Source organism: Alkalibacillus flavidus (assembly GCF_040545925.1).
GTDB classification, from domain to species: domain Bacteria; phylum Bacillota; class Bacilli; order Bacillales; family Alkalibacillaceae; genus Alkalibacillus; species Alkalibacillus flavidus.
Genome location: NZ_JBEPMX010000003.1, coordinates 184,193 through 211,030 on the forward strand (window position 1 = coordinate 184,193; position 26,838 = coordinate 211,030).

18 protein-coding genes and 5 pseudogenes are annotated in these 26,838 nt (G+C 37.6%); 10 read left to right on the forward strand and 13 right to left on the reverse strand.

The window, feature by feature from the left end; genetic code table 11:
• Together ABID56_RS04855 and ABID56_RS04860 are read right to left on the reverse strand one after the other, a co-directional pair.
• Positions 1–942, reverse strand: coding sequence for a metal ABC transporter solute-binding protein, Zn/Mn family (locus tag ABID56_RS04855; protein ID WP_354219492.1), 942 nt, complete (start codon positions 940–942; stop codon positions 1–3).
• Between the two features lie 561 nt (positions 943–1,503).
• Positions 1,504–2,178, reverse strand: a pseudogene (locus ABID56_RS04860) (IS1595 family transposase); the annotation flags it as partial.
• On the opposite strand from ABID56_RS04860, the pseudogene ABID56_RS04865 reads away from it, so the two are divergent.
• A pseudogene (locus ABID56_RS04865) lies at positions 2,162–2,661 on the forward strand (transposase); the annotation flags it as partial. The pseudogenes ABID56_RS04860 and ABID56_RS04865 sit on opposite strands and share 17 nt — an antisense overlap.
• Before the next feature lie 598 nt (positions 2,662–3,259).
• On the opposite strand, the gene ABID56_RS04870 reads toward ABID56_RS04865, so the two are convergent.
• From ABID56_RS04870 to ABID56_RS04895, 6 genes are all read right to left on the reverse strand, one after another.
• Entirely contained in the window at positions 3,260–4,309 is a 1,050-nt protein-coding gene (locus ABID56_RS04870) for a 2,3-butanediol dehydrogenase (protein ID WP_354219493.1), read from the reverse strand.
• Between the two features lie 352 nt (positions 4,310–4,661).
• Entirely contained in the window at positions 4,662–6,131 is a 1,470-nt protein-coding gene (gene pelG, locus ABID56_RS04875; protein WP_354219494.1) for an exopolysaccharide Pel transporter PelG, read from the reverse strand.
• Positions 6,112–7,536 carry a GT4 family glycosyltransferase PelF gene (gene pelF / locus ABID56_RS04880; protein ID WP_354219495.1) on the reverse strand — a complete coding sequence of 475 codons (1,425 nt, stop codon included), beginning with the start codon at positions 7,534–7,536 and terminating at the stop codon, positions 6,112–6,114. Before pelF ends, pelG begins: the two co-directional genes overlap by 20 nt.
• Positions 7,533–9,221 (reverse strand): DUF2194 domain-containing protein, encoded by a 1,689-nt coding sequence (locus ABID56_RS04885; protein WP_354219496.1) that lies wholly within the window; start codon positions 9,219–9,221, stop codon positions 7,533–7,535. The genes pelF and ABID56_RS04885 overlap by 4 nt, the downstream gene beginning before the upstream one ends.
• A gap of 137 nt (positions 9,222–9,358) precedes the next feature.
• Entirely contained in the window at positions 9,359–10,288 is a 930-nt protein-coding gene (locus ABID56_RS04890; RefSeq protein WP_354219497.1) for a tetratricopeptide repeat protein, read from the reverse strand.
• A complete protein-coding gene (locus ABID56_RS04895) occupies positions 10,281–11,513 on the reverse strand; it encodes a GAF domain-containing protein (RefSeq protein ID WP_354219498.1) in 1,233 nt (410 codons plus the stop codon). The genes ABID56_RS04890 and ABID56_RS04895 overlap by 8 nt, the downstream gene beginning before the upstream one ends.
• 88 nt (positions 11,514–11,601) lie before the next feature.
• Between ABID56_RS04895 and ABID56_RS04900 the strand changes: the two genes are divergently transcribed.
• Entirely contained in the window at positions 11,602–12,438 is an 837-nt protein-coding gene (locus ABID56_RS04900; RefSeq protein ID WP_354219499.1) for a glycoside hydrolase family 191 protein, read from the forward strand.
• Positions 12,439–12,565: 127 nt separating this feature from the next.
• The gene (gene galE / locus ABID56_RS04905; protein ID WP_354219500.1) at positions 12,566–13,579 is read left to right on the forward strand and encodes a UDP-glucose 4-epimerase GalE; all 1,014 of its coding nucleotides are present in this window, start codon (positions 12,566–12,568) and stop codon (positions 13,577–13,579) included.
• A 124-nt stretch (positions 13,580–13,703) separates the two neighbouring features.
• Here galE and ABID56_RS04910 read toward each other — a convergent pair.
• A pseudogene (locus ABID56_RS04910) lies at positions 13,704–14,332 on the reverse strand (IS3 family transposase); the annotation flags it as partial.
• A 2-nt stretch (positions 14,333–14,334) separates the two neighbouring features.
• On the opposite strand from ABID56_RS04910, the pseudogene ABID56_RS04915 reads away from it, so the two are divergent.
• Positions 14,335–14,641, forward strand: a pseudogene (locus ABID56_RS04915) (IS3 family transposase); the annotation flags it as partial.
• A gap of 223 nt (positions 14,642–14,864) precedes the next feature.
• Here ABID56_RS04915 and ABID56_RS04920 read toward each other — a convergent pair.
• Positions 14,865–15,947: a GGDEF domain-containing protein gene (locus ABID56_RS04920; RefSeq protein WP_354219521.1), complete on the reverse strand. Its 1,083-nt coding sequence runs from the start codon at positions 15,945–15,947 to the stop codon at positions 14,865–14,867.
• 176 nt (positions 15,948–16,123) lie between these two features.
• On the opposite strand from ABID56_RS04920, the pseudogene ABID56_RS04925 reads away from it, so the two are divergent.
• The 3 genes and pseudogenes from ABID56_RS04925 (at position 16,124) to ABID56_RS04935 (ending at position 18,715) form a co-directional block, all read left to right on the forward strand.
• A pseudogene (locus ABID56_RS04925) lies at positions 16,124–17,082 on the forward strand (IS30 family transposase).
• A 114-nt stretch (positions 17,083–17,196) separates the two neighbouring features.
• Positions 17,197–17,712 carry an RNA polymerase sigma factor gene (locus ABID56_RS04930; RefSeq protein WP_354219501.1) on the forward strand — a complete coding sequence of 172 codons (516 nt, stop codon included), beginning with the start codon at positions 17,197–17,199 and terminating at the stop codon, positions 17,710–17,712.
• Complete coding sequence (locus tag ABID56_RS04935; RefSeq protein WP_354219502.1) at positions 17,702–18,715, forward strand: hypothetical protein; 1,014 nt, start codon at positions 17,702–17,704, stop codon at positions 18,713–18,715. Before ABID56_RS04930 ends, ABID56_RS04935 begins: the two co-directional genes overlap by 11 nt.
• Before the next feature lie 121 nt (positions 18,716–18,836).
• Here the strand turns inward: ABID56_RS04935 and ABID56_RS04940 are convergent, their stop codons facing one another.
• Positions 18,837–18,989, reverse strand: coding sequence for a small acid-soluble spore protein P (locus tag ABID56_RS04940; RefSeq protein ID WP_354219503.1), 153 nt, complete (start codon positions 18,987–18,989; stop codon positions 18,837–18,839).
• A gap of 243 nt (positions 18,990–19,232) precedes the next feature.
• Between ABID56_RS04940 and ABID56_RS04945 the strand changes: the two genes are divergently transcribed.
• From ABID56_RS04945 to ABID56_RS04955, 3 genes are all read left to right on the forward strand, one after another.
• Complete coding sequence (locus ABID56_RS04945; protein WP_354219504.1) at positions 19,233–21,335, forward strand: DUF8426 domain-containing protein; 2,103 nt, start codon at positions 19,233–19,235, stop codon at positions 21,333–21,335.
• Positions 21,322–22,368, forward strand: coding sequence for a 5-methylcytosine restriction system specificity protein McrC (locus tag ABID56_RS04950; protein ID WP_354219505.1), 1,047 nt, complete (start codon positions 21,322–21,324; stop codon positions 22,366–22,368). The genes ABID56_RS04945 and ABID56_RS04950 overlap by 14 nt, the downstream gene beginning before the upstream one ends.
• A gap of 589 nt (positions 22,369–22,957) precedes the next feature.
• Positions 22,958–24,136 (forward strand): HNH endonuclease, encoded by a 1,179-nt coding sequence (locus ABID56_RS04955; RefSeq protein ID WP_354219506.1) that lies wholly within the window; start codon positions 22,958–22,960, stop codon positions 24,134–24,136.
• An 841-nt stretch (positions 24,137–24,977) separates the two neighbouring features.
• Here ABID56_RS04955 and ABID56_RS04960 read toward each other — a convergent pair.
• Positions 24,978–25,655, reverse strand: coding sequence for a hypothetical protein (locus ABID56_RS04960; RefSeq protein WP_354219507.1), 678 nt, complete (start codon positions 25,653–25,655; stop codon positions 24,978–24,980).
• 60 nt (positions 25,656–25,715) lie between these two features.
• Positions 25,716–26,825, reverse strand: coding sequence for a serine hydrolase (locus tag ABID56_RS04965; RefSeq protein WP_354219508.1), 1,110 nt, complete (start codon positions 26,823–26,825; stop codon positions 25,716–25,718).
• Between the last annotated feature and the right edge of the window lie 13 nt (positions 26,826–26,838).

Genomic DNA, 26,838 nt, shown 5'->3' on the forward strand with positions numbered 1-26,838 from the left:
TTAATCATTCCCTTCAGTCAAAGCTTCATAGATTGTATTTACATTGTGGCGATACATGCCTAAATAGGTCCCTTCTTCAGTTCCTGGTTCTCCCATTGCATCAGAGAAGAGCTCACCACCCAACTCTAGATCTAACCCTTTGTCTTCGGCTCCTTCAATAACCGCCTGAATAGAATCCTGATTAACACTTGTTTCAACAAAAATGGCGGGCACTTCATGTTCTTCAACAGTCGCAATCGTGTCATTAATATCAGAGACACCTATCTCATCTTCCGTACTTAACCCTTGAAGCCCAACTACTTCTAAATCATGCATTTCCCCGAAATAACCGAAGGCATCATGTGCTGTTACCAAAATTCTTTGGTCTTCCGGAATATCTTTTAACTTTTCTGCGTCCTGTTTTACCTCATCTATTTTTGCAAAGTATTCTTGCTTATTTTCTTCAAGATACTCGGCATCTTCTGGTGAATACTCTTTTAATTCTTCAACCGCAGAATCTAAAGCGTCTTTCCAGAGTTCCAAATCAAACCAAATGTGCGGGTCAACTGCTCCATCTGTTTCTTCTAATAAAGCCTCTTCAGGCACAGTTTCTGCTATCGCTAGAACAGGGTTTGACTCCCCTATTTCATTGAATATTTCAATCATATTCGCTTCTAAATCCAGCCCGTTGTAGAAAACCATATCTGCTTCTTCAATCGTTGCAATATCCCCTTGCGTCGCATTGTAAGCATGTGGATCCACTCCAGGCCCCATTAAGCTTTCTACTTCTATTCGGTCTCCCCCTATAACTGATAAGGGTTCTCCAATTTGTGCAATGGTTGTTACCACATTAACCTTTCCATCATCTGAATTACTATCGCTCTGCTCCTGATTGCAACCGGCCATCACGATCAGAATACATAACCATACTAACCCTACTAACCACACTTTTTGTTTCACCATTTTTCTCCTCCACTTTTTATGTTTTTCGCTTACTTTAATTTGTTTTATCAGAGAAACTCATTAGTCATTTTTCTTCCTTAATCGTTTCAATCTCTATAATCTAAACCAATTAACACCTCCGTTTGGCAAAATATAAAACAATCCAACTTAGAAAAAGTTGATTAGTTATATCTCTATGCATCACTTCTTTAACCTTGAACAAAAAAATTGCCTGAGGGCAAAAAATTAACTAAAAAAATATTCTTCTTAGTTATTTTAGGTGTAAATATATGTGTTGTTTTAGCTGAATTTAGATCATTGGTTATTTATACCAAAACCTATCATTATCCTAAAATATTTGAATAAGTAAAAAAGCTCATTCTTTTACTAAGGTTATAAATTTTGCCTAGAGGCAATTTTTTATCTGTAGGTAAAAGATATAATGTGATCAAGTAATTGTCAAGTTTTTAAATGAAAATCACAAACTTTTGTTTAGAATGTGTTTAATCGCTCGCTCATTCATTCACAAAAAAGCACGGTAAGATTTTCTGCCCAGAACAGTTATCTCTTATCACCGTCAACTTCACGGGAAAGTTTATGCCCGATGGCTTTGTCTAATTGCTCTTTTGTTAATCGTCCCATCCCTAACGTCTGGGAAAAGGTCATCTTGTCACGGTCTCTTGCAACTAAGACACATACCTGTTCGTTACTGATGCCGCGTTTCTTTGCGGAACCACCCCGTTGGCGAGGTTTTCTATCGGCAATCTTCCTTTGTCCTTTTTCTGAGTATAGGAAATAGGTCTCGTCCATTTCAACGATACCTTGGAATTTTGAACTTTCCATTTGTTTTAGTGCCGACAAGAGTTTGTGCCTCCAATAGAACAAGGTCACATGAGTAACGCCACCAATCAACTCTGCTGATTTACGAAGCGAATAACCTTCTATCATAAATTCAATAAACTTCATCCAACGATAAAGATGACGAGTTCGATATAATGCCGTATTGGTGATGTCAGTAAAAGTCTTTCGACAGGCTTTACAGCGATAACGTTGTTTCCTCACTTCTTCACCGTCTACGATAGTCGAGTATTTCCCAAAACGCACAATATGTTCTGACTCGCAATCGGGGCAACAATAACCATCCTTATTTTTACGTTCAGAGATTTCATCCAGTACGGTTCCTCTTATGGATGACGCAGTAAGAGCATCTATTAAATATTCTCGTAAACGATGCTTTTCCGAGGGGGCACGTGCTATCTTCCCTGATGTGACCGTTCAACGGTGTATGGTTCATTTAATCCGTAATTCCATCAAGTATCTCCCTAGTAAAGACTATAAAGCCTTTACTGCTTCGTTAAAGAAAGTCTATGGTGCTCAAAACCTTAAGGCATGCCATAGTGCGTTTGAGTCGTTTAAACAACAATGGACAGCATACCCTGGAGCCATCAAGGTTTGGACAAGACATTTCCACCATGTTGAACAGCTATTTGAATATGGAAGTGCTATTTGCAAGGTTATGTATACGACAAATGCAGTTGAAGCATCCATGCTAGTTTCAGAAAAGTGACCCAAAAAGGGGCATTCCCTAATGAAAACGCACTATTAAAAGTCTTGTATTTACGAATCAAGGAATTAGAAAGTAAATGGAAGAGTGGCCATATTCAAAACTGGTCATTCGTCATGAACCAATTACTCGTAAATGAAGGGCTCGAAGAGAGAATGCAAAAATACATTTATTAACTCAGACTATAAATCAAGCAGCTATCACGAACGCCACCATTGACCTTGCTTATTGTCCGTGTTGTAGTTTTTATGCAGGCAAGCCGAAAAATAAAGCCAAAGGGCTCCCTAAATGGTAGGGTTACACGGACAAAGCGATTCTAAGGATTCGGACGGTGGGCCACAAACCCTTCCACCGAACCCTAAGAATCGGGCGCTGCGGTCAATGGCAAGCAGCTCCGCTGTGGCTCAATCTTCTCATATAATCACTGCCCACATCATGTTCAATCGAATCAGTTCACACCTATGAGGAAGTTCAACTGATCAAGTGGATTAAAATCACTTACACACTTTATTTGACAAAACCCAAATAGATGACGCCTTGGAAAAAATTCATAAAAAAATGGAGGTGCTAGACAGCTAATCCAAATCAACCCCCTTTTTTTCTATCCTTTATAAGAATATTACATACTATAAATAGCCCATAGCAGTTTCATAGATCATCTAACAACGCGATGATGACACGACTACTATGGGCTATTTATCGCTTTTATATAACTTATAATCTGCTTACAAACAGATTAAATAAACTATCCAATCATTTAAAGTTTATTCAGATTTACATTTCTCCACTCAACTCTACTAAAATCTTCGCTTGAGACTTATCATTACCTAAAGCTTCAAAACCTCGATCAACAATATCATCTAGTTGAATCTTATCAGTAATAATACCACGTGGCGTTAATTGTCCAGTCCCCATCAGGTCAACGGTTTGTTGAAAAGTAGTCGGTGAATAAGCAATTGTTGATGTTACTTTCACACCACTTCCTGTTAACTGCATTGGATTCCAATCGATTGATTTTGCAAAAATAGAAACAATAACCATTGTTCCACGCGCTTTCGTTCCAGCAATAGCTTGTTCAAAAGTAGGTGCTACTCCTGCGACTTCGAAAGAAATATCAACTCCATCTTTCTCAAGAGCATGAATAGCTTCTACTGGATTCGTTTCTCCAGAGTTAATAAGGTCAGTCGCCCCAAACTCTTTCGCTTTCTCCAAACGCTTTTCGGAAAGGTCGAGAGCAATAATACGTGTCGCACCCGCAGCTTTAGCAGCTAAAATGGTTACTAATCCAATCGGCCCTGCTCCAAAAACAGCCACTGTATCCCCAAACTTCATATCTGCTTCTTTCACTGCTTGAACAGCGACAGCCATTGGTTCCACGAGTGCACCATCTTGAAGAGTAAGTGAATCTGGTAAAATATACGCGTTTGATTCTGGCACGTTTGCGTATTTCGTAAAACCGCCATCACCATGAAGACCAATAAAGCTAAATCCATCATAAATATCCATCTTTTCTGGTTTGTTTCCATGTGTGAGAGTTGGATTAACCGCTACACGATCTCCTGCTTTAATTGTTTTCACTCCTGAACCAACTTCTTCAACAATACCAGCGAATTCATGTCCCATTATTAAAGGCGTTTGCTCACCTGTTAATTCGTCTTTTGATTCGTTCGGCATAAAAACAGGACCTTCCTCATATTCATGAAGGTCACTTCCGCAAATACCAGCCCAACCGACACGTACTTTCACTTCATCTTGCTTAAGAGGTTTTAACTCCCGGTCTTCTACCCGTAAATCTTTTTTGCCATACCATACTGCAGCCTTCATTAACATTGCCTCCTAAATATACTGAAATATTATGCTTACACAATGAGTATACCCTTTAAGGTCAAAGAAATTGTTAACTTTCTATGAAAATGTCTGTATTTAATTGTTCTTATAGAGATATTCTATTTACTGTATTTTTGTTAATATACCTCTGAAAACTGGTTTCTTCTTTTCAATGGCCGTTCAAGCTGAATTAGTTTAACAAACGTCTGGCATTACCCTCTAAATCGAAAACATACGTAATATATTTTCTAGATATATTTGCTTCTGACAATACTCAACGTGGTCAGATTGAATGAACTTCCATCATCCCTTCTTAAAAGTGTAAATTGGATCCCCTATTTATGAATTATCAAAGGAAGGTATGCTGGTTTAACCAGCGACCTGCCTTCGAAAAAATAGAAGTTTCTTTCTGCACAAGGTCATGCGGACGGCAGAAAGCATGGTAGTCCACCTTGTCGATGAACACAATCAGCCGAAGAAGAGCGAACAGAAAGGCGAACGTCGATCCTATGGAAAAACTTAGCCCATACCCTTCATGTCCAAGAGGAAGGAATAACAGCGAGAGCATAAGATTCAGCGCGAAAAAGGCGATGGACGTATACATCGCCCCGCGCCGATCCTCGAAATAAAGGAGGATTAGGGTAATCACAAGTACCATCGCATTCGAAAACGCACCAACAATCGTAAAGCGGAAGATAGTGATGAGACGATCCTCGACACCAAAGATAGTAGTGATGTATCCGACACTAAAAATTATAAGCAAGGAGATGGCTCCTTGGCTCCTGAACAAACGCTTCACCTCTTCTTTCAGCACACGTTGCATCCTTTCTTTCGATTTCTTGATTGCTGCCAACGTCCCCCCTTCGTTCACGTTTCCATAAAAGATACGATACCGTTCATAAAACCGTGTTTCCACTGACACGACGAAGATAATCATCGTCGGTATGATCGTCAGATAAGACCAGAAGATAGCCGTATCGTAAAGTCTGTGATAAACGAAAGTGTCGAGCAGAGTCATCCGTCCTTCTCCGAACCAAATCACCCAGTTGCAAACCCATATCCCTGAATTATATAGAAATCCCGTCCAAAACAGCGACGGAAATTTATCAAAGTAACTCAGATAACCGAACTGGTTCTCCCGGGGCCTTGAACCGAATGTCAAAAGCATTGCAAACAACAGACCGAAGAGTGTCACAATCATTCCTGCTGTGAACCCTGCGAGAAGAAAGAAGCTACTGCTGTACGGACTAAAATTGATACGTTCCACATGGAACCCGAGATACAGAACGATTCCAAGCGAGATGAGAGCTCCAGTTACGAAGCTATAGGCAACAGCCTGATAGTTTTTCGCAGCACTCAAAAACAGGAACATAACCCAAATCATATTAATTGTCACGAATAAAATAAAGATCAAAACATTAAAGTAAAAAGGGAGATTCGAAAGAAAGAAGAAAACTCCCCCTAAAATGGTTGCGAACAAAAGTGTTCCTTTCGACATTCCAATGAACGTAGAGAATATCTCCTTCGCCCGTTTCTCATAAATCAAATCAGCCACATAACGTGTCACGACCAATTGTTGAATACCGAATATAACTTGGGAAAATATGAAACAATATGAAACAGAAAGGGTGAAAAGCTCCTGCTGATCCTTAGATATATCTACTAAATAAGATGTGAGCCACTGAATAAGCGAAATCGTGATGATGACAATTAACCATGGACCAGCCGTTACGAGCCCGGCAAACGCATATGCCTTGAATCGGGAGGAGAAATAATCTTCTTGAAAAAGTCTTTGTAATTTAAAACCGATCCCTGCCATATTCTTCTCTCCTCTCCTTATACAATTGAGCATACAAGTCGATGAATTGATCAACTTGATAATATTCCTCTACACGTTTTTTTCCATTCATTCCGAATTTCACTGCTTCTGACGGATTGTGATAAAACCACTCACACCTCTCCGCAATTTGTGTTGGTTTGACCGGTGTAACAACGAAGCCCGCCGGACCGAATCTGTCGTGAGTTCCACCGTATATAAGTTCAGAACATGCCCCGACATCAGTAACAACCCACGGGATACCCGCAGCCATACCCTCGAGCACTGCCAGTGGCTGTCCCTCTGAAATACTCGTTAACAAACACACGTCAAAGATTGGTAAGTATTCACTAATATTGACTTTCCCGGTTAGATACACGCGCCCCTTTAAATCCAACTGCTGAATCAACAGAGAACACTCTTCCGTATATTCTTCATCTTCATCAAGCGGCCCCATAATATACAATTCAAAAGGAATCGCTCGGTCATCGAGAAGTTTCGCAGCATGTATCATCGTTTTTATGTCTTTAATAGGTACAATGCGAACAATCGCTCCCATTATTAGTTTATCTTTCGAAGTCTTCTGTCTCTTTACTTCTGACAACTTCTTATAATCAATGCCGTTCGGTATAACATGTAGTTTCTCTTCAGGTGCTCCTATTTGGGCCTGAAGTTCACTATTTCGCTCAAACAAAGTAATAATGTCATCTGCTTCCCGATAGGCCTGTTTAGTCAAGTGATGAAAAAAATGTATCCAACGCTGTTTATAGTAATCTGCAATCCAGGAAGCTTTCAAAATTTCTTCCTCACGTTCCCTAGAGTAGATACCATGTTCAGTCAATATATAAGGAATCCGTTGTTGTAGCTTAATAACCGCAGCAAGTAGCCCGGCATAACCGGTGGAGACGGAGTGAACCAGATCAACCTCTGGAACTTCGCACTGTATCAGCTCGATAACTGGTGTGAACATCCCCTTCCACATATAGAAATATTCGATGAACGAAGCGGACTGTTTTTCTTTTTTATAACTGTTCTGGACAAGATGCCAAAACAACTGCTCGGAAAAGAATTCCTTCGAATTACTTATTCTGCTTCTAATGACCTCCAAGGCTGCAGAGTTCGGTTCTTCAAGCATCATCCATTCTGTTAGAACTCTCTGTTCTTCTTCCGTAATCGGTTTCCGGCTCTTCTTCCTGTTCTTCTGTTCGAGGTTCAGCGGCAAGTTCGTAATACCTTTGACATTGTTCGGAAGGGTGTACCGATAATCCTCTTCAGTCATCGGGGTTGGAGTGATTGTGATGACTTCAAACTCATGCTCTGGCATCCGTTGCATCACGGTCTGAACCCAACTGGCCACTCCTCCACTTACATAAGGATAGCTACCCTCTACAACCATGCCTATTTTCATTGGTCCCCTCCTTTCAAAGGTATGTCAGCTCGTGGCTCTTGCATCGTGATTTTATAAAGCCCAACGCTGTATTCTTCTACTGTTCCAAACGAATGGGATCCTTCCTCAATCGATTTTCCTTCTTCAACACGGATGAACAGATGAGTTGGAGAAAGAATGTTTTCCCCGGCGATTATAATGTTGTCCTCTTCATAGGAAACGGAAATGTCTGATTCTTGGTACTGAATCATTTTTTCCGTAGCGTTCGACTGGGTCAATGATTCAAGATAAGGGTAATGGGTCGTCATGTGCTTCCCTAAACCTTGGAGGTCTTCATACAGATCCTCCCATTTTAGTCCATTTGAACGATGCGAATCCAGCACATCATCTGGGTGGATGAAATGGGTGAATATCCCCATGTTAGCGATAGCATCGGTCATCAGAAATTGTTCTTCCTTGTCTACATACCCGCTCGTAATTCTAGGAAAATGATAGAGACCTTCGAATCGTTTATCCATTTCGAATTCCTGTTTATAACTGCCCTTGTCTCCGCCGGTATACAACGAACTAATCGTTCTTAGTTCAGGTAGCGATTCAGCAAGAGCTGCAATCCCGGTTCGATTGAGTACATTAGAAGGTGGAACATAGCTCCTCAACGCTTCTTCAGGAAAATAGTATTGGAATAAGTTTTTCGTTTCTCCTATCATATCTTCCATCTGCTTCTGGTCTTCCCAGGGAACGTACCCGAGTTCCGGGTCGATCGGCTCTTCCCTCGTAACCATAGACTGGTGGTTGTATCCATGCAGACCGATTTCACCGCCACCATTCAGCAGACTTCTACCGAAATAAAGCATAGGATACCTGACGTTTTTCTTTAGATTTTCTCCGGTCAATTCTTTATCTTCCCTGTAAGTACCGATCAAGTACCCGGTATACGTGAAATCATACTCACTCTTCAGTTCTTTCATATCTTCCCACCAAACATCGGTATAAAAGTCTTTAATGGATAAACCGTACTCCTCATTGATCTTATCCGTCGTAGAAGAGGGAATGGGTGCCGGGAAATCATCCAGGTGCATGACTTTGATACTCGCCTGCGTACTTACAAACGATGGTGGAAGCAATGACATGGAATGGAGCAAAAGTCCTCTCACACTTTTATTCGTAACTACGGTCGAGTTCCAAAACATAATTTTCCCTTTTCCCACGTCATTGAACCATATCAATGGTTCCTCTTCGACAGTCAAAGGCACTTCCACATCTTCCTCGAGTTCCACACTTGTGATACTATGTGTTAACAGTGTAGAAGAAGAATCAAGGTCAACGTAACCTGGAAACAGTTCCTTTTCAAATGTGATACCTTTTAAACCATTCTTAAATCCTTTGTTCTCTTTGATACCAAGCAGATCATTCCATTTGTCATCAACAAAACGTCCGGCGAACATCACTCTTCCCCCTTCTTTCACAAAAGTTGTAATCGCTTCTTTCGGCCATTGTTCCGAATGTTCTCCTGCAAGGACGAGCACCGAGTACGGAGAAGAAGTTAGGTTTTCTATTTGTTTCCGGTCAATCCGCTCATGAGGAACTTTTGCGTATTCCAGCGCCTGTTCTATATTTCTGATGGAACCTTTCGATAGTTCACTGTCATTCTGATACAGATGCACTCTCATCTTGTTGCCCGCCTCGATATCTTTCGAAGATGTCATCGTATCTACCCCATCTACTTGAGGGGAAGTAACAGGAAACCATTGATGAAAAACGTCAAGCCGTATCAATTGTAAAATTAAAATCAATCCGATTACCATTATAAATAACAATACACTCAGTCTCACGATATATCTGTTCATGAAAAATCTCCCCACATCTGCTGAAGGACATACCTTTGTTCTTTAGGTATCTTTTCTATCGGAACCTTCCTTCGCATAGAAAGAAGGACTTCCCTAAGTCTTTTCCATTCCTTCTTCTCATAATAATAACGGATAAGTGTTAGGTAACCCTGGGGATCTTCTGGAAAACGAGCAATGAGCTTTTCCATGATTTCTACTCCTTTCACCTCATCATTCCAAGATAAGTACATTTGGCCCAATTTCTGTAAAATGCGGGGGTCTTCATTACCGCCAATCACTTCCGTTTTCAAAAGCTCTTGATACTCCTGCTCTAGCTTCCTCTGTGAGGATTCTTCAAGCAATCCACTATTTATAAATCGCTCATAAGCGCTCAACAGATCATCCAAGGTTTCAGCATCGTGCGCTACATACCTTTCTTTTGCAAGCGCGAGTTCTTTTTCATGCTTATCTACCAATAAATTAATGGTTGCAGCGGCATAGTGAACCATCTCTGAATTGGTATTCGTCAGACCAAGATTCAGGTACCTTCCTTTTTCCGTTATATTTGAACTAATCAACCTCATAACCGTTTCCTGTTGATCTATAGCTTCTCCATCAGTGAGTGATTCTGAAAGAGGTAGAATATCATAACTTATTCTTGCCTCGTGTTTTAGACGATCAAGCATCAGTGGCTTATATGTAATGTATTCATCGTAATCATCCATCATATTATTCACCCCTATTTTCTGGGCAATATACCATGCCATCAAGCCGAAAACTTCCGCTATTAGAGGAATAAACAAACTGATCATCAAGATCCAAGTAAATACTCCTTTCTCTTCTTTGTCCACACGTTTATTCACTAAAATGAGCAACAATAGAGCCAATAATCCATGAGTGAGGTATACAAATAAAATCCAGAACGGTTGGATGAGTTCACTATACATAATTGCCCCCCTTTTCGTAGAGGGCTTTCCTAATTCGGTCTTCAACAATTGAAACATCTTCCGGATGTGTCCCAGGAAGCAAGAAATAGAACTCTTGATTTTTTTCATCGAACCCAATAATATCTAGCTCTCTCAAATACGTACGGAGAATTATTTCTGCTTCTATTTTTGACATGCCGTGGAATCCTTCAAATTTCAACTGAATCACACTGAAATCAACATCATAATCGTCTTTTCGTTGCTGCTGCAAAGCAACTTTTTCATCGAAAGCGTCCTTATAATAGATATGCGTACCTGGGAACATTTCCATTTCTTCTTCCTTCATGACCGATTCGTGGGACTTTTCAATTCGGTTAGAGAGCCAATCTAAAATCAGCGAAAGAATCTGAATCTGGTAACGGGTCATCCTATCGAACTCTAAATCATTAATAATCAATATATCCTGTACTTCATTACCCCACATAATAGGACCTGCCAACAACGGTGCATCATCTTCATCGTCGATAGTCCTTATCGTTACAGTCTTATTGGATAAAAGACGACGGTACATCAAAGTATCTTCATTAATAAATACAGTCTGTGGAAAAACTTCTTCCGGCCCTTTGCGTTCCTTTAGACGCATCGCTATTCTGGAGGAGTCCATGTGATAGATAGCAATTTCCTCAGCCCCAAATAAGTCCGAAATGACAGAAATCGCCTCATTACGGACGAGGTCGGGAGTAGGTTGATCCAGAGCTTTCCCTACTTCATAAATACGTTTCAATGTATATTCACTTTCAAGTACTTGATTCTGCATAGACCGTTGAGAATCTTCCATTAGTGCCAGAACGTCCTTGATTTCTTCGTTCTCTTCTTTGATCTCTGCATTCTTATCACTAAGAGTGTCATATCTCTCCTTGAATGAGGTACCATATAACCCTCCGATGACCACGATAATTAGAAGGAAAAAAATTTCAGTGAACAACGTATTATCGTAATATAAAAGAAAAACGTCTCCACCGCTCCACACCGTATCTACGGAATAGTAAACTATAGTGAAAAGGAAACCCAGGAGTCCTATCATCAACCCGTAACGCAAAGAAAAGAGCAAAAGAGCTAAAAGGAAGGGATTAAGTATCCACTCCCTCATTTCCATCTCGAAATACTGATCAAGAACTCCAAGACCTATGAATACGATAAGCACCTCTAGAATCTTTCTAATCGTACTCGTTTGGCGATAAATCATAAAAGACCTCCTTTCGGTATAATTCTTCGTTAATGTTCTGTTTTATATATGTTATGATTGGAGTAATAAATAGTTAGGAGGAAACATAATGAAAAACAAAATAAATCTCCTTATCGTTCTGTTTATAACAAGTGCTCTCTTCTTCGCGGTCCATTTGTCTGCCAAGGAGGAGTCTCCCTTGAAAAACGTGTACGATTATAAAATCTATTATGATCCCCCTACTCCAGAATTACTGGAAAAAATGACGCATTATGACATGGTAATTATTGAACCCGTTTACTATACAGAATCGGAAATTCAAACTCTAAAGGAAAGCGACACTATTGTGTACGGGTACATCAACACGATGGAGGCGGATACCTGGAACAAAACGTTCTTCAACCAACTGAATGACAATGACTTTTTCTATCGGAATGGAGAACGCATCTATTATTCAGAATGGAACTCCTATCTAACAGACATCACTTCATCACATTACCAGCAGCTTCTGGCTGATGAAGTCGAGAAACAGATTGTCGATAAAGGGATCGACGGCGCCTTCCTTGATACAGTCGGAAACATCGATAACGAACACCACCAAAACCCTAGTGTACTTAAAAGTCAACGCGAAGGTCTCGTTACTTGGATGACTTCAATTACAAATAAACATCCGGATTTATCCCTTATCCAAAACTGGGGATTCGATACACTTTCAAAAAGCACAGCCCCTTATATAGACGGCATCATGTGGGAAGGATTCCACTTCTCCTCTATTATCTATAATGAGTGGGTTCACGACCAGATTTATAAATTAAGAGAAATCCGCAACCAGCACGGAGTGGAAGTATTTACCGTTTCACATGAGGAACCAAAGAAAAGTGCAGAATTTTCCGAAGCCAATAGGTTCAAACATTATCATAACCAAAGTAATTACAATGAATGGTAATAAAGACTGATAAAAGTGTTCTCAGGTGATTATTTTGTAGATAATTTAGTGTCAATTTATAATTATAGATTAACATAAATCAGTTCTTTTTTGTAATATAACTATAGGATGAAAAGGAGGAGTGAAAATGATATTAGTTACTGGAGGAGCAGGTTTCATCGGGAGTCATCTCTGTTTGGAAATGTTGAACGAAGGACACGACGTCATCGTTGTCGATCACTTATTTAGTACTAAGAAAGAATCGCTCAATCGTGTAGAGGAGATTACAGGAAAAACACTAACATTTTATAGATTCAATCTTCTGGACCGTTCCAAGTTGGAACAAGTATTCAAGAACCATAGTATTGAAGCAGTAGTCCACCTAGCAGGATTCAAGGCAGTTAGTGAATCAGTGTCCCTTCCATTGAGTTACTATAATAACAATTTGAATGCGACACTAGTCTTACTCGAAGTGATGAGTCATTTCAATGTGAAGAATTTCATATTCTCTTCTTCTGCCACCGTTTACGGAAAACCAACATCAAATCCGATCACCGAAGACTTCCCGACATCTGCGATTAATCCGTATGGAAGAACAAAACTCATGATCGAAGAGATCCTGCACGACGTTTGGACATCGGATCTGACCTGGAATATTTCTATCCTCCGCTATTTTAACCCAATAGGAGCACATCCAAGCGGGAAAATTGGAGAATCACCAAATGGCATCCCAAATAACCTCATGCCTTTCATCACCGACGTCGCTATGGGGCAATATAAAGAATTAGTTGTGTTCGGAGACAATTACCCTACAATCGATGGTACTGGAGTGAGGGATTATATACACGTCGTGGATCTGGCCCGCGGTCACTTGAAAGCACTAGAAAAAATCACAGTTGAAAAAGGCTATAACATTTATAACCTCGGAACCGGAGAAGGCTACAGTGTTTTACAACTTGTCCAAGCGTTTGAAGAATCTACTGGTATTCCAATCCCTTATAAAATCATGGCGCGACGACCAGGAGACATAGCCGAATGCTACTCCGACCCTACCAAAGCAGAGAACCAACTCGGTTGGCGTGCAGAAAAAACGATTTACGACATGTGCAAAGATTCGTGGAGATGGCGCCAAGATAACCCTGAGGGCTACACCTCATTTTAAAGGAACTTGATTTTTTTGTAATTTTGGGATAAACTTAAACACTTCTAATTCGATTCATAAAGAATCACCACTGGACAAACTAAACGTTTAAACTGACCCAGGGAAATAAGACAAGAAAAAGCACCTATGCTGCCGCAGTCCTGTATTCAACAGGGCTATGGCAACTTAATTTGGAAAATGGTCGTATATAATTGTAATAATACATGTAATTTACTACTTTTTCTATTATAATAGATGGTGTAAGGGTCGCTCTTAACTGAGTGGCGAATTCTTCCGACTTTGGCGAGGAATGGAAGGATTCAATGACGGCATTATCAAAGCAATTGCCTTTGCGGGACATGCTTGTGGTAATGCCGTTTTCTTTAGCTAAAGGTTGATAAGCATATGATGTATACTGTGAACCTTGGTCGCTGTGCAAAATCACGTCATGCGTTTCTCGACCATCACATGCATCGCGAAGCGTTTCTAAAACAAATTCAACAGTTTGAGTATCGCTAATGGTATAAGCGAGAAATTCATTATTATATAGATCCATGATTGTCGATAAATAGAGCATCTTGGTTCCGTATGGTAAGTACGTTATATCTATTACCCATTTTTCATTTGGTTTATCAGCTTTAAAATCTTGTTTTAATAAGTTAGAACGACAATTTTACTTTCCCCTGCAATATATTTTTGTCGCTTTATTTTGACGCGACACTGGATTTCGTATGTTTGCATCACTTTTTGAACCGTTTTAAAATTGTTCTTTACCCATCCTCGATTTATATAACCGGGAAATTATCAGTTCCAGTGCCGGCACCAAAAAAAGATTCAGCCCTTGTCTAGAAAGCGTTTGCTTCCATCGAGGGAGACTTGAGTGAAAAAGGATGCCCTTATGACAATGCCGTTGCCGAAGCTACCTTATAAGGTGCTGAAAACGGAATTCATCTATGGAGAAACATTTGAGACGCTTCAGGAGTTGAAATCGTCTTATTTGATTATGTCCACTGGTACAATAACATCCGCATTCACGGGACGTTAGACTACCTTATCCCGGCCGCTTATCACCAGAAACACCTTAACAAAATTGTCTGGTTTTGTGTTGACGATCCAGGTTACAATAAAATTAAATTGGGGCATCATCAAACCTCCTGTGTTGGTTTTTCGTGGTTGAAAACATTGTAACACAAGGTTGATGAGACCCTTTTTTCTTTTTACACAATTATATGGACTCAATCGTGTTGAGTAGAGAAGAAATTACTCTAATCGATCGTTATTGCAGATTATCAAGAGACAGGAGGATTTAAGCTATGCAAACCCTGTTCCTACCTCCTTTCTTAGCTTCGTAAAGGGCGTCATCTGCATCTTTTAATAATTCATTTGTACTTTCCGTAGTCTCTCTATAACTGGCTAAACCGATGGAGACAGTAACATGAATCGTTTCTCCTGTAGTCAGGGAAAATGGATGCATTTCAACGTTTTTCCGAATGGTTTCACTGATCTGTTCAGCCCGTTCTGTAGGGCAGTCCAAAAGAATGACCGTAAATTCTTCACCACCATTCCGGCTGACAACATCAAAGGAGCGTACGGTATTCTTAAGGATTTCTCCTAATTGAATGAGTACCTGATCCCCTTCTTTATGGCCGTAATTATCGTTGACTGTTTTGAAATGATCTATGTCTATGAACAGAAGAGAGAGCCGTTCATTTTTTTGTTTGGCTTGTGAGCTGACTTGATTGAATATCTCATCGAACTTGCGGACATTATTGAGGCCGGTAAGCCCATCCGTGGTTGCTTCGGACTTGTAATAATCCAACACCCTTTGATTCTTTCGAACGTATTCGATGATATAGAAGGAAGTGAACCCTGCAGTATACGATAAAATCCAAAAGGAAGGTGCCAAGACTAACATAGTATTCAAATCTCTTATAAGAAAACTGATGATCACGGTGAAGATGATATTAGAAGCCGTTAGAGCAGTAAAAATTTTCATGCTTTTTCTTACATTCATTTGCTTAGACAGAACGGTAACAGATGTAATAAGAATAATCATAATCAAAGCAGCCAGGGAAGAAGAGTTAACGCCAATCATAAAACGCCCTATTATGATAAAGAACATGGCAATGATTCCAGGTAAAGTACCGCCGTAATAAGTAACAACGATTAATGGTACATGTCTTAAGTCAACGATTGTCTCGCCAAGATTCATGCTATATTGCATTAAAACATTACTTAATACTCCTGCTAAAAACCCTGCGATTATTTTTTTGGAAACCAAGGATGAGGTCTCAAGAGGTTTTTTACTTGTTGTTTGTGTGTAAAGCAATAATGTTGTAACTAATATTGCTAGATTGGATATTAATTCTTTAATAATCAAAATTATCACCTCATAAAATATAAGACTAGTAAAACACATACATCATACAGGTGCCATCAATAGGATTATGTAAAAGCTCTTGCAAACAAAGAAAGAAATAGGGTTTCCTCATAGTTAACGACCAAATCAACTAATAAAGGAGATGCCCTAACTCATGTTTAAAAGTATAGGAGAGTTTATCTAATATGTCCTACACCCATCTTACCAAAACCGAATTGGTATTCATAGAAGAATATCATGCATTTGGTCTATCAGGACGTAAAATTGCTAAGAAGTTAAAACGTGGTCATGAGAGCGTTTATCGCATCATCAGGAAACTGGCTGAAGGAATGACCGCAAAAGAGATTCATCTTCAATATCAAACGAACAAAGCCAACTGGGGTCGTCCCAAGATTGAACTACCTGATTCTGAAACAGATTACATCCAAGAAAAGTTCGTTCTGGCTGGACGCCAGATGTCATTAAAGGCCGAAATGAAAAGCCTATTTCCTGCCGTATGCGTACCTTATATCGTCTGTTTCAATCAGGTGTATTTAACCAAGAAGACCTCCCTATGCAAGGCAAACGAAAACCCAACGGTCACCAAGAAAAGCGAGGGAAACAAAGCTTTAGACGCCGTATTGAAGATCGAGACCATGACTACCCCAACTACCATCAAGAATTCGGCCAATTAGAAGGTGACACCATCGTTGGCTACCAACACAAGAGTGCTGTTTTGACCTTGGTTGAGCGTTTAACCAAATGCATGATTGCGATTAAACCAGCAGGAAGAAAAGCATCCGACATTGAAACAGCCCTTAACCATTGGCTTAATCCGTTACTCAAACACTTATTCAAATCCATCATCTTTGACTGTGGTAAGGAATTCTCTAATTGGAAGGCCATTAGTAACCAACATGACATTGATATTTATTTCGCGGACCCTGGAACACCGTCTCAAAGAGGGCTAAATGAGCATTCCAATGGCTTACTACGAAAGAATGGGTTGCCTAAAGAAACCGATTTTAACACCGTATCGCAACATCAAATAGCTGATGTTGTTCAAAGAAGAAACAACATACCAAGGAAATCCTTGAATTATAGAACGCCTATTGAGTGTTTCATGGATCACGTCGATGACAGTATGTTGTCTCGCTTAATTTGACAAATGAAACAATCTGAAAAAATATACAATGATTAACATGGATTTTTTTAAATGTTGCGATATCTTGGAGTCGTACTCGTCTAATGATATAGAACGTAAAACGGGGGACAGCTCATGCAAAAAACGACATTAATCTCAGTTTGGTATGAACGTTATAGTGATGAGCTCTATAATTTTTTGCTTTATAGGGTTGGGAAAGCAGATGTTGAGGATTTGTTGCAGGAAGTGTTTATTCGGGCATATAAAGGTTTGGATTCCTTTAATGGCGACGCTAATCCGAAAACCTGGCTGTACAGTATTGCTCGGAATATTTCGATCGATGAAATCCGAAGAAGACAAAGGCCTAAATGGAAAAGCATGATGCCGTTTGAGTCGCATCATGAGCCGAAAACAGAGAGAACGCCAGAACATGTGCTTGAATTAGATGAAGAAAAGCAAGCTGTTTATCAAGCCATTCAATCGCTTAAGCCTGCTTTTAGAGATGTTCTTATATTAAGAGGAATAAAAGAGTTCAGTGTCAGAGAAGCGGCGGATGTTCTTAATTGGACAGAAAATAAAGTCAGGTCTACATATCACCGAGCGAAACAAAAGTTAGCAGATGAGATCGGAGGTGATCCGCGTGAACAATAAAAATCTTGATGAGCTTTTGAAGTCCATGCCGAGTAAACGATTAGACCCAAGTAAGAAAGACGACATTCATCAGTCCATTATGGATGGTGCCGACAAGCATGAGCGACAAAGCCAGTGGAAACGTAAACGCCAATCGTTTGTCGCAATTGGCGGTTCATTTGCGGTCATCGCTTTAGCTTTCATGATCTTGGTTCTCCCGAATATGGATACGATTTTTACAGGGGATGAGGAACCTGTCGAAATTCCTGAACTTGAAAAATTTGATCATGCCTTTTATTTACCGACTTACGCGCCATTTGATATACATGAAGTGGAATACGACCATTTTTATTTCGGAGCTCGCGAAATCAAGGATGATGAAGTTGTCTATACACAGGAGGATAATCCTGACTACTTGTTGCCCAAAGTCGTCTATTTTTCGCATACAGATCCAGTGAGGAAAATGGATGTTAGCTTCTCACGTAAATCTGAGCACGGTTCGTACGACGAAATTGAAGATTATGATGAACGCGTGATGCTCGAAGGTGGCATTGAAGCTAAATATGATGAAACGTCACATGACCGACCAGGACAAATGATCGCCTGGGAGTACGATGATTTACTGATTCAACTCAGCATTCGTTCGATCGAAGAGCCTGTTTCGCGTGATGACATGATCCAAATAGCCGAATCATTTGAAAAGTATGAAGTAGGGTCTGCAGATGAACATTCATTTCTTCAAAACCAAATCCAAGAGTTTGAAGGTCTCTCGTCGTTAGGTGAAGAGACGACACAACAGATCAGAGAACATTTAGACGATGCGATATGGGACGGAACAACTCGCGTCAACATGCAGTATCCTCCGAACTACGTTTTAGATGAGTATAGAATTTGGATACATCCTCAACAAGATCGGATAGATGTGATTAACACAGACAACGGTGATCACGCAGAACTAGGTGAGGCAGAGTCAGACGAATTATATGAGTTAATCACAGGTGACACATTAGGGTCAGATTCATGATCGAATAATTTCTGATTCATGTTAAATTGGTCACCTGACACAATCGAAATCGCAAAACAAATCCCGTACGACGTAAATGGTTGTACGGGATTGTTTTGTGTTATCAATAATTTTCAAGGTGTTACATGTCATGATCTGATTTTTGTTTTTGCCCTGAATGATTCCGTTGTTTGACTTTGTGTGAGCCTTGCATCGGTTCACCATACGGCTGTTTCGGGCTTTTGGGTAAATTTGGTTTTGTCTGTTGTTTCGGTCCTTTAGGTTTTCCACTCATTGATGATCGCCTCCTTTGGTGATTTGTGTATAGGTTTTGATAAGGGGATGGAATCTATACGTTTGAAAGGTGAACCCTTACTGTTATTGACTTCCTTAGTGTCTGTGTATTTATTTTGGTGATAGTGATCATTTCTGTCATCACTATCATAAATGATATACAAAATTAAAAGGAATTAAATGGATTTTTAAATTAGTACAGTGTTATAATTTAAGGAAATATAAACATTTTTGGGGGGATTTCATGAGTGATATTGTGCATACTCAAAGAGAAAAATACAAAGCATGGGTTACTGAAAATTTAGGTGAGAAAACAGGACTTTGGTACACGCCATACCTTGAAAGACTTGGGCACTTATTAGAAAAGTTTGGACTAGCTAGTGGCTATAAAGAAAATTTCTTTAATTATCAATCATTTTCTGAATTTAAATATATCTATCAACAAATGACAGAACAAAGGGACCAAGATATTGAGAAGCTAATAGCTGGCAGTACACCTCGATATCCAGAAAGGTTTGGTGCGACTAGAAATCAGTTTAGAAAGAGATATGCAAAGGATGAATATGAACAAGGTATAAGAAGTAAACCCGATAATATAGGAGGTATACCTGACTGGGGCGTTCTTTTGCGATCATATTTAATTTTCTTATATTATGATGAGAATCCTAATTTAACTTACCCTAAAAAAGAAAAGAAAATTGTGAATCAAGAAGGTCAAGTTGATACCAGCATTAATTATTGGGTGATATCACCTGGTGAAAATTCTAGATTATGGAGTTTGTTCCATAAAGAAAATATGATTGCAATCGGTTGGGATTATCTAGGGGATTTGGGGAACTACGATACTAAGGAATCTATTGAACAAAGAATTACTGAGCAAAGAGCTGATGAAATTCGCCCTGTCAATGATACAAAGGCTGTATGGGACTTCTATCGTGAAATTCAAGTAGGCGATGTTATTTATGTTAAAGAAGGAATGCAAAAAATCTTAGCACGTGGAGTTGTTACAGGGGATTACTATTTTGAAGTTAAAGGAAAAGAGTATATACATAGAAGAAAAGTAGATTGGCTTCAAGTTGGAGGGTGGAACGTTAGTCAAGTTTTCCCTCAAAAAACGTTAACATGTCTAAACCCTTACCCAAATTTTATTAAAGAAATTGATCAAACAATGAACGAAGATTATATTGACCCCAAAAAATCTGAAGTAAATGAGTTTCGAGATTGGTTATCTAATCAAGCTACTCTTACAGGAGATAGCTTGAATGATCGAACAGTTAAGCAAAAAGTAAGTGCATTAAAAGATATTGAAAACCATTTTGACACCCTAATATTCGGTGAAACAGATATTGAGCAGCTAAAACTTCTGAAAGATACCGTATTATCAGATGAATCGTATAAAAAATATAAAGGTGTATCAGGGAGTTCAATTGATTACTATATCCGTTATATTGAATCTAAACCTATCGTACAAATAAATGAACCTTTTACAAAGAGTGATTTTCTTTCGAATGTTTTTATTGAGGAGAAAGAGCTTGATCGTTTAAATTCTTTACTTAATAATAAGAAAAATCTTATTTTGAAAGGTGCACCTGGAGTAGGGAAATCATTTATTGCAAAACGTTTAGCATATGTAATGATGAAAGAAAGAGACGAAACGCGTATTCATATGCTTCAATTCCATCAAAATTATAGCTATGAAGATTTTATTGAAGGTTTTCGTCCAAAGGATAAAGGAGATGGTTTTGAGCTAAGACAAGGTCCGTTTGTAAAGTTTGCTAGAAAAGCAGAACGAGATCCAAATCGAAACTACTTCTTTATTATTGATGAAATTAATCGAGGTAATATGAGTAAAATATTTGGAGAATTAATGTTGCTTATAGAATCTGATAAACGAGGCGAAAAAATCAACCTGCTTTATTCTAATGAATATTTTTTTGTGCCACCAAACCTATATATCATTGGAATGATGAACACAGCAGATAGAAGCTTGGCTTTATTAGACTACGCACTTAGAAGGAGATTTTCCTTTTTTGAAATTCAACCAGCGTTCGAAAATGAGACATTTAAGTCTTATGTAAAAGAATCAGAAAATCCTGAAGCATTAAATCGTACAATTGATGAAATTAAGCACCTAAATCACGAAATTGTTAAAGATCTAGGAACGGGCTTCCAAATTGGACACAGCTACTTTGTGAGTGACGCTTATAAAACAGATACTGTAAAACATTTAGCGGAAGTAATCGAATATGAAATTATTCCACAGTTATTTGAGTATTGGTTTGATGATGAAGAGAAGGCAAGTGCTTGGGCTGAACGACTAAAAGGTTGTTACGATGAAACAAAATAATGATATTCCAATTCGTAATATATATTATATGCTTTCCTATGCTTATCAAACTTTAAATCTTTCTGAGTATAAGCAAATGGGAGTAGAAAATTTTGAGAACGTTAAAGATCTATACGCAGAAATATTATCGATAGGGATACCAGCAATAATTAAGGGAGGATTAAGCAAAGAGTATAAGACTGTTGAAGAGACTTCAAATGTTATTAAAGGAAAAATTGATATCACTTCTACAATAAAGAAAAATGCAGTGGTAAATAAGAAAGTCGCAATTGCTTATGATGAGTTATCTGAAGATATATTGTTGAATCAAATCATTAAAGCGACACTTATTTATCTATCGCGTTCAAAAAAATTAAGTCAAGAAAAACGTAGATTGTTTTATGGTTTTCTCCCCTATTTTTCAGAGGTGTCAGAAATAGAGTTAGATCTGAATCTATGGAAAAATGTTAGATATAATCGCCAAAATATTCGATATCAATTTATTGTGGACGTATGCAGATTCCTTTACGAACAGTTGATATTTGATGAAAGCACTGATTCTCAAAAGATGAAGGAAATTCAGGATGAACAAAGCCTATCATCACTATATGAAAAGTTTATTTATGCATTTTTTAAACGTGAAACGGAATATAAGGTGTCACGCCCTCAAATTCAGTGGAACGTTGATGATGAATTTACAGAAGCATTACCAATCATGCAAACAGACCTTGTGCTTCAAAAAGATAATAAAACATTAATTGTCGATGCGAAGTTTTATACTAAAAATATGGTAGCAAGGTTTGATGGTGGTACTGCAAAACAAAAGTCTAGTAACCTTTATCAAATATTCACTTATATAAATAATTGGAAAAAGGGACCAGATGAAACGCTTGCAGGTATGTTACTTTATGCAAAAACAACTGCTGTCGATCAACCTAATCATAATTATAGCATTAAAGGTAATCAAATTTTTGTTGTCTCTCTTGATTTACAACAGGATTTTAGTGATATTAAGAAAAACTTATTAGAATATGCGAATCATTTTTTGGAATAGTTTAAAAGCCTTTTTTTTTCTGTTTACAAAGCCCTAGCCATCGATTTTTTTAAGTTACTGGATGGGATATAACACAAAAAGGATAGGCAAAATCGTATTTAGCATATCTAGTTTCTTTGATAATTACGATTGGTAAGTGTGTGTTTTACAAATCAATATTAACAAAGTATGGCTTGAATAATTATTGAAATCAAATATACATTTATGAATACCAATTCGGTTTTGGTAAGATGGGTGAAGGACATGTCAGATACAATCTCTTTAACTTTGGTAGGTTATCAGTTGAGTATATCATGACATATCCTTTTATAGTGTCTCGCTTAATTTTACAATTAAGGATTTTGTTGTATGGATGAAGTGTGGTTGAAATCGTCAAGTAGAATTAAACAAGTCATCTAAAAACACACTTGTTTTGGTTGCACAGTTTTTTAGGTATTCAATCTTCATCTTCGTACTTTTTAGTTGTAAACTTCTGTACTTTTGTGTTGCATTACACACCAGTACTTATAACTTCAGCTCCAATTATTTTGATATAGTTTAATTAAAAAAGTTAAACATACATGTCAGACTAATAAGGGAAAGGATTTTTATGAATTTAAGAAAACCTATAGCAACAAATAAAGTTGATAAACCAGTGATTATTTTTAAAAACGGAGCTGAATTAGAGGAGTTTCCATCAATTCCATCTGCAGCAAAGTGGTTTAAGAGATATCTTAATTATAAATATGTACCATATGCAACTGTTATAAACGGTATCTTTCATGATAAAGTTTGGAATGTTAATGGTGACACATATGCTTTTACCACTGATGAAAATGTGCGATTGGCTAAGTTAGAAGAATTAAATAAAAAGTCAAAAAAAACTGAACCTACAGGATATTGGACCTTTTTTTGTAATCCCAAAAGGTGGAAAATAGATGATTTTCTAAAATCTGGTGAAGTTTTTGATACTTTTTCTATCACTGATTGGCAAAAAAATTGGTTCAATAAGGGACAATTAGGGGTTATAAGGGTCGGGCGTGATAATAGAACCATTAAAGAATTAGATGGCAGAGCGCGCCTAAAACCAGGGATTTATGCTTTAGTTGAAATTTTAGATCAACCTTCCGTGCAAACTACTACAAAAGAGGCCTATTGGTCTGATGAAAACGAAGGAAAGAAAGCTAGATACAGAGTACCAATTAAGTATATTAAAAATCTAATAGATAACCCTATTTTATTTGAAGATTTAAATTTATCATCAGATATAGCTGATAAGCACCTGATAGAAGGCTTCCAAGCATCTTCCATTCCATTAAATGGTGACACTTTTAATATTATTTTTGATGAAATGGGCGAGGTAAATTATGGAAATTTCGATTATAATAATGCGAATATCGACTTAGAAGATACTATTTCTAAATTGGAAAAAAGATATATTAATGCTGTCCCTGAAGTTAAAGAATGGGTTAGTAAGTACATTGAACGGGGTATTATTGCACAGCAATATAAAAGAAAAACAAATTTTAAATGTCAAATATGTGAAGCTTTAGAGTTTGAACCTTACTCATTTAAGAAACCTAATGGTGAATACTACATTGAAACTCATCATGTCATACCAGTATCAGAATTACATGTCGGTTCATTAGCAACTCATAACTTGCTCACTCTTTGCGCAAATCATCACAGGCAACTCCACTATGGAAATGTTGAATTAATCAATAATTCTGAAGATAAATTTATTTTCAGAATCAATGATAACCAAGTAAAGGTTAACAAAATAAAGTGACATCAAGTTACTATTGAAAAGATTTTAGAAACATTCTAAGGTGTTCGCTTTTTTTATTATCTGAATACAGTAAAGACAAAAAAGAAGGTTGAATAAATAATTTCTGATTCGCGTAAAATTGGTCACTGATACAATCGAACCCTGCGAAACAAATCCCGTACGACGTAAATGGTTGTACGGGATTTGTTTGTGTTATGAATAATCTTCAAGGTGTTACATATCATGATCTGATTTTTGTTTTTGCCCTAAAGGATTCCGCTGTTTGACTTTGTGCGATCCTTGTATCAGTTAACCATACGGATGTTTCAGACTCTTCGGCAAATTTGGTTTTGTTTGTTGCTATGGTACTTTAGGCTTTCCGCCCTTTTTAGACTTCCTCATTTGGTGAGTTGTGTATAGGTTTTGATAAGGGGGGAGGAATCTATACGGTGGAAAAAACCAACCAAAAATCTGATCCAAGTATAGGTTTGCAATGACCCGAATGTAAAGTATAAAAATAACAGATTAACTTAAACATTAAGCACTGATAGAACTGGCAAAGGCAATGCGAGTCCAAAAGAAATTACTATTAAGAATGACTTTAACCAAATTATAATCAACAAGTTAAAATTACTAAATAGAGGTTTTAAGTAAACTTTATCAAAAAAGGGAAGGGTTTTAAATTTTGATTAAATTGCTATAAAATGGTTGTAAGAAATTGAATTAAAGGGGTGGTTTTATGACTGATACTAGTACAACAAAAGGTAAAAGGTTCTATGAATATTTATTGGAGTTAACAAAATTAACAGGTAAGGTCATAAGGGACTATAAAAATTTTGAAAGGGATTGGGATCCCTAAGAGTTAAATAAAATCGAAGGCTGTAATGCTGATGATGAAATAAATGATCAAGACACCTTTTTGGAAATACATAAGCCCCATATTACAAAAGAAGAAGCTATAGAGAGTTTCATCAAATATTTCATAATCACTAGGATCACTGAGATTTTTCAAAGCATTCTTGCGAAAACCTAATTTGTTTATTTTAACTAAATCTAGAGCATGTTTCTGGTATGAGTCTGAAAAGTGTCGGTTTATTAATGGGTGATTTCCTCCTTGCGCCACAACAAACAGCCCATCCTTCAAAGGGAAACTGATTTCAACTCCTTCATGAAGGTAAGTCGGTGTTAGTGACTGTTTGACCAAATAACTACTATTGATAACCTGAAGTAGAGTTAGGGTGCAAAGCGCTACAAACCCTAATTTTTCCAGTTTTTTTGGATTAGGTGAAAAAAAAGGTTTCCTTTTAATTCTTTTAAGATATGATACGATGACGCACATTGTGGGGAGGAGTATCGCTATTATTCTAAGTGTATAGTTGCTACTGCTCCAATCGTGCACCAAGTAAAAAAATGTTATTGTAGAGAAAATAAATAAACAGTAAACCATCCAAGTTATCTTGCTGTTAAAAGGATACAGCAAGAGTATTATACATAGAGTAGCCACTATAATAAGGATGCTTAAAAGGAAAAATAATGTCAATAAACTCTCTCCCTATGTAAACAAATGTATGTCAGAACAAATTGAACCGAAGAATGTCATTCACTTAACCATCAATGCTTTAATTACTTCGCTCCGAAAATCCTTATTGGTTGTAAACTTTCCTATAAACAAATCAAACTTATTCTTAAGCCATAGAATTTCTAAGCGAGAGGGGTCATGAATGAAAATAGCCATATCAATTGTGTTTCCATATTTATCTTTTGAGTAAAAAGCTGTTGTTAAAATTGATATTGAAGAGCCACCTTTTAAACCTAAATCGACAAGTGGTGAATTGCTGTTAGGAACAACATTCATGATTTCATATAAGGTATCGTGTGCGTTGCTTGTCAAAATCTCTTTTTTTCTGATTGCATTCATTAGGGTTGCATATTCCTGTGTTGTAGATTTTGGCTGTTTTTGAGACAAAACTACTTGAAGTTGTGTGTTAAAGATATCTTTGCTACTTAATTTTGTAATTAAGCTTTTATCTTTATCTGATCCTAATAATTCATTGATTTTAGTAGCTTTTTCAATATATTCTTCGCAAGTCATTTCTTTAATTCTTTTTAATGCTTGATTAAATGTATTACCATTTTCCAATTGGAGATACGTACAAATTAAGTTAGCTGATGAAATCGGAAATAATGAATCATGTTCGTGTAAGGATAGCGATTTAATAGTATGGTTTATTCTGTTTAAACCTAACTCACCAATAAGAAACTCAGTATTAGCATTTGAACTAAATTGCATCATACCTTTAGCTATTTGTAGAAGTGTGACTCTATCTTTACTATTATGATTGTCTTCTCCTAACGAGTTAATCCAATCCTTATGTGCCCCTCCATCAGAGTATGGGATAAAATATTTATCCAAGTCTTTCAGAGGTACTAAATGTTGAGGATCAATTTCTTTTGCATCTGTTTGTCTAGCAAACTCGATAGCTATAATAACTTTCAAGGTACTAGCTAAAGGCATTTTTTTACCTGCTTGATATTCCAAAATGACATTATTATTCTGGATAGCAAATAAGGAAGCTTTGTCTGGATTGTTTTTGATAAATTTCAAGACATCGTGTTCAGTTTTTTTGTTATCGAATGATTTTATTGTCTTTGCTAAAACAGCGAATATTGTTGGAATAAGAATTATAATCACTATTAACCAGAAGTTCATCGTTGCTATCCTC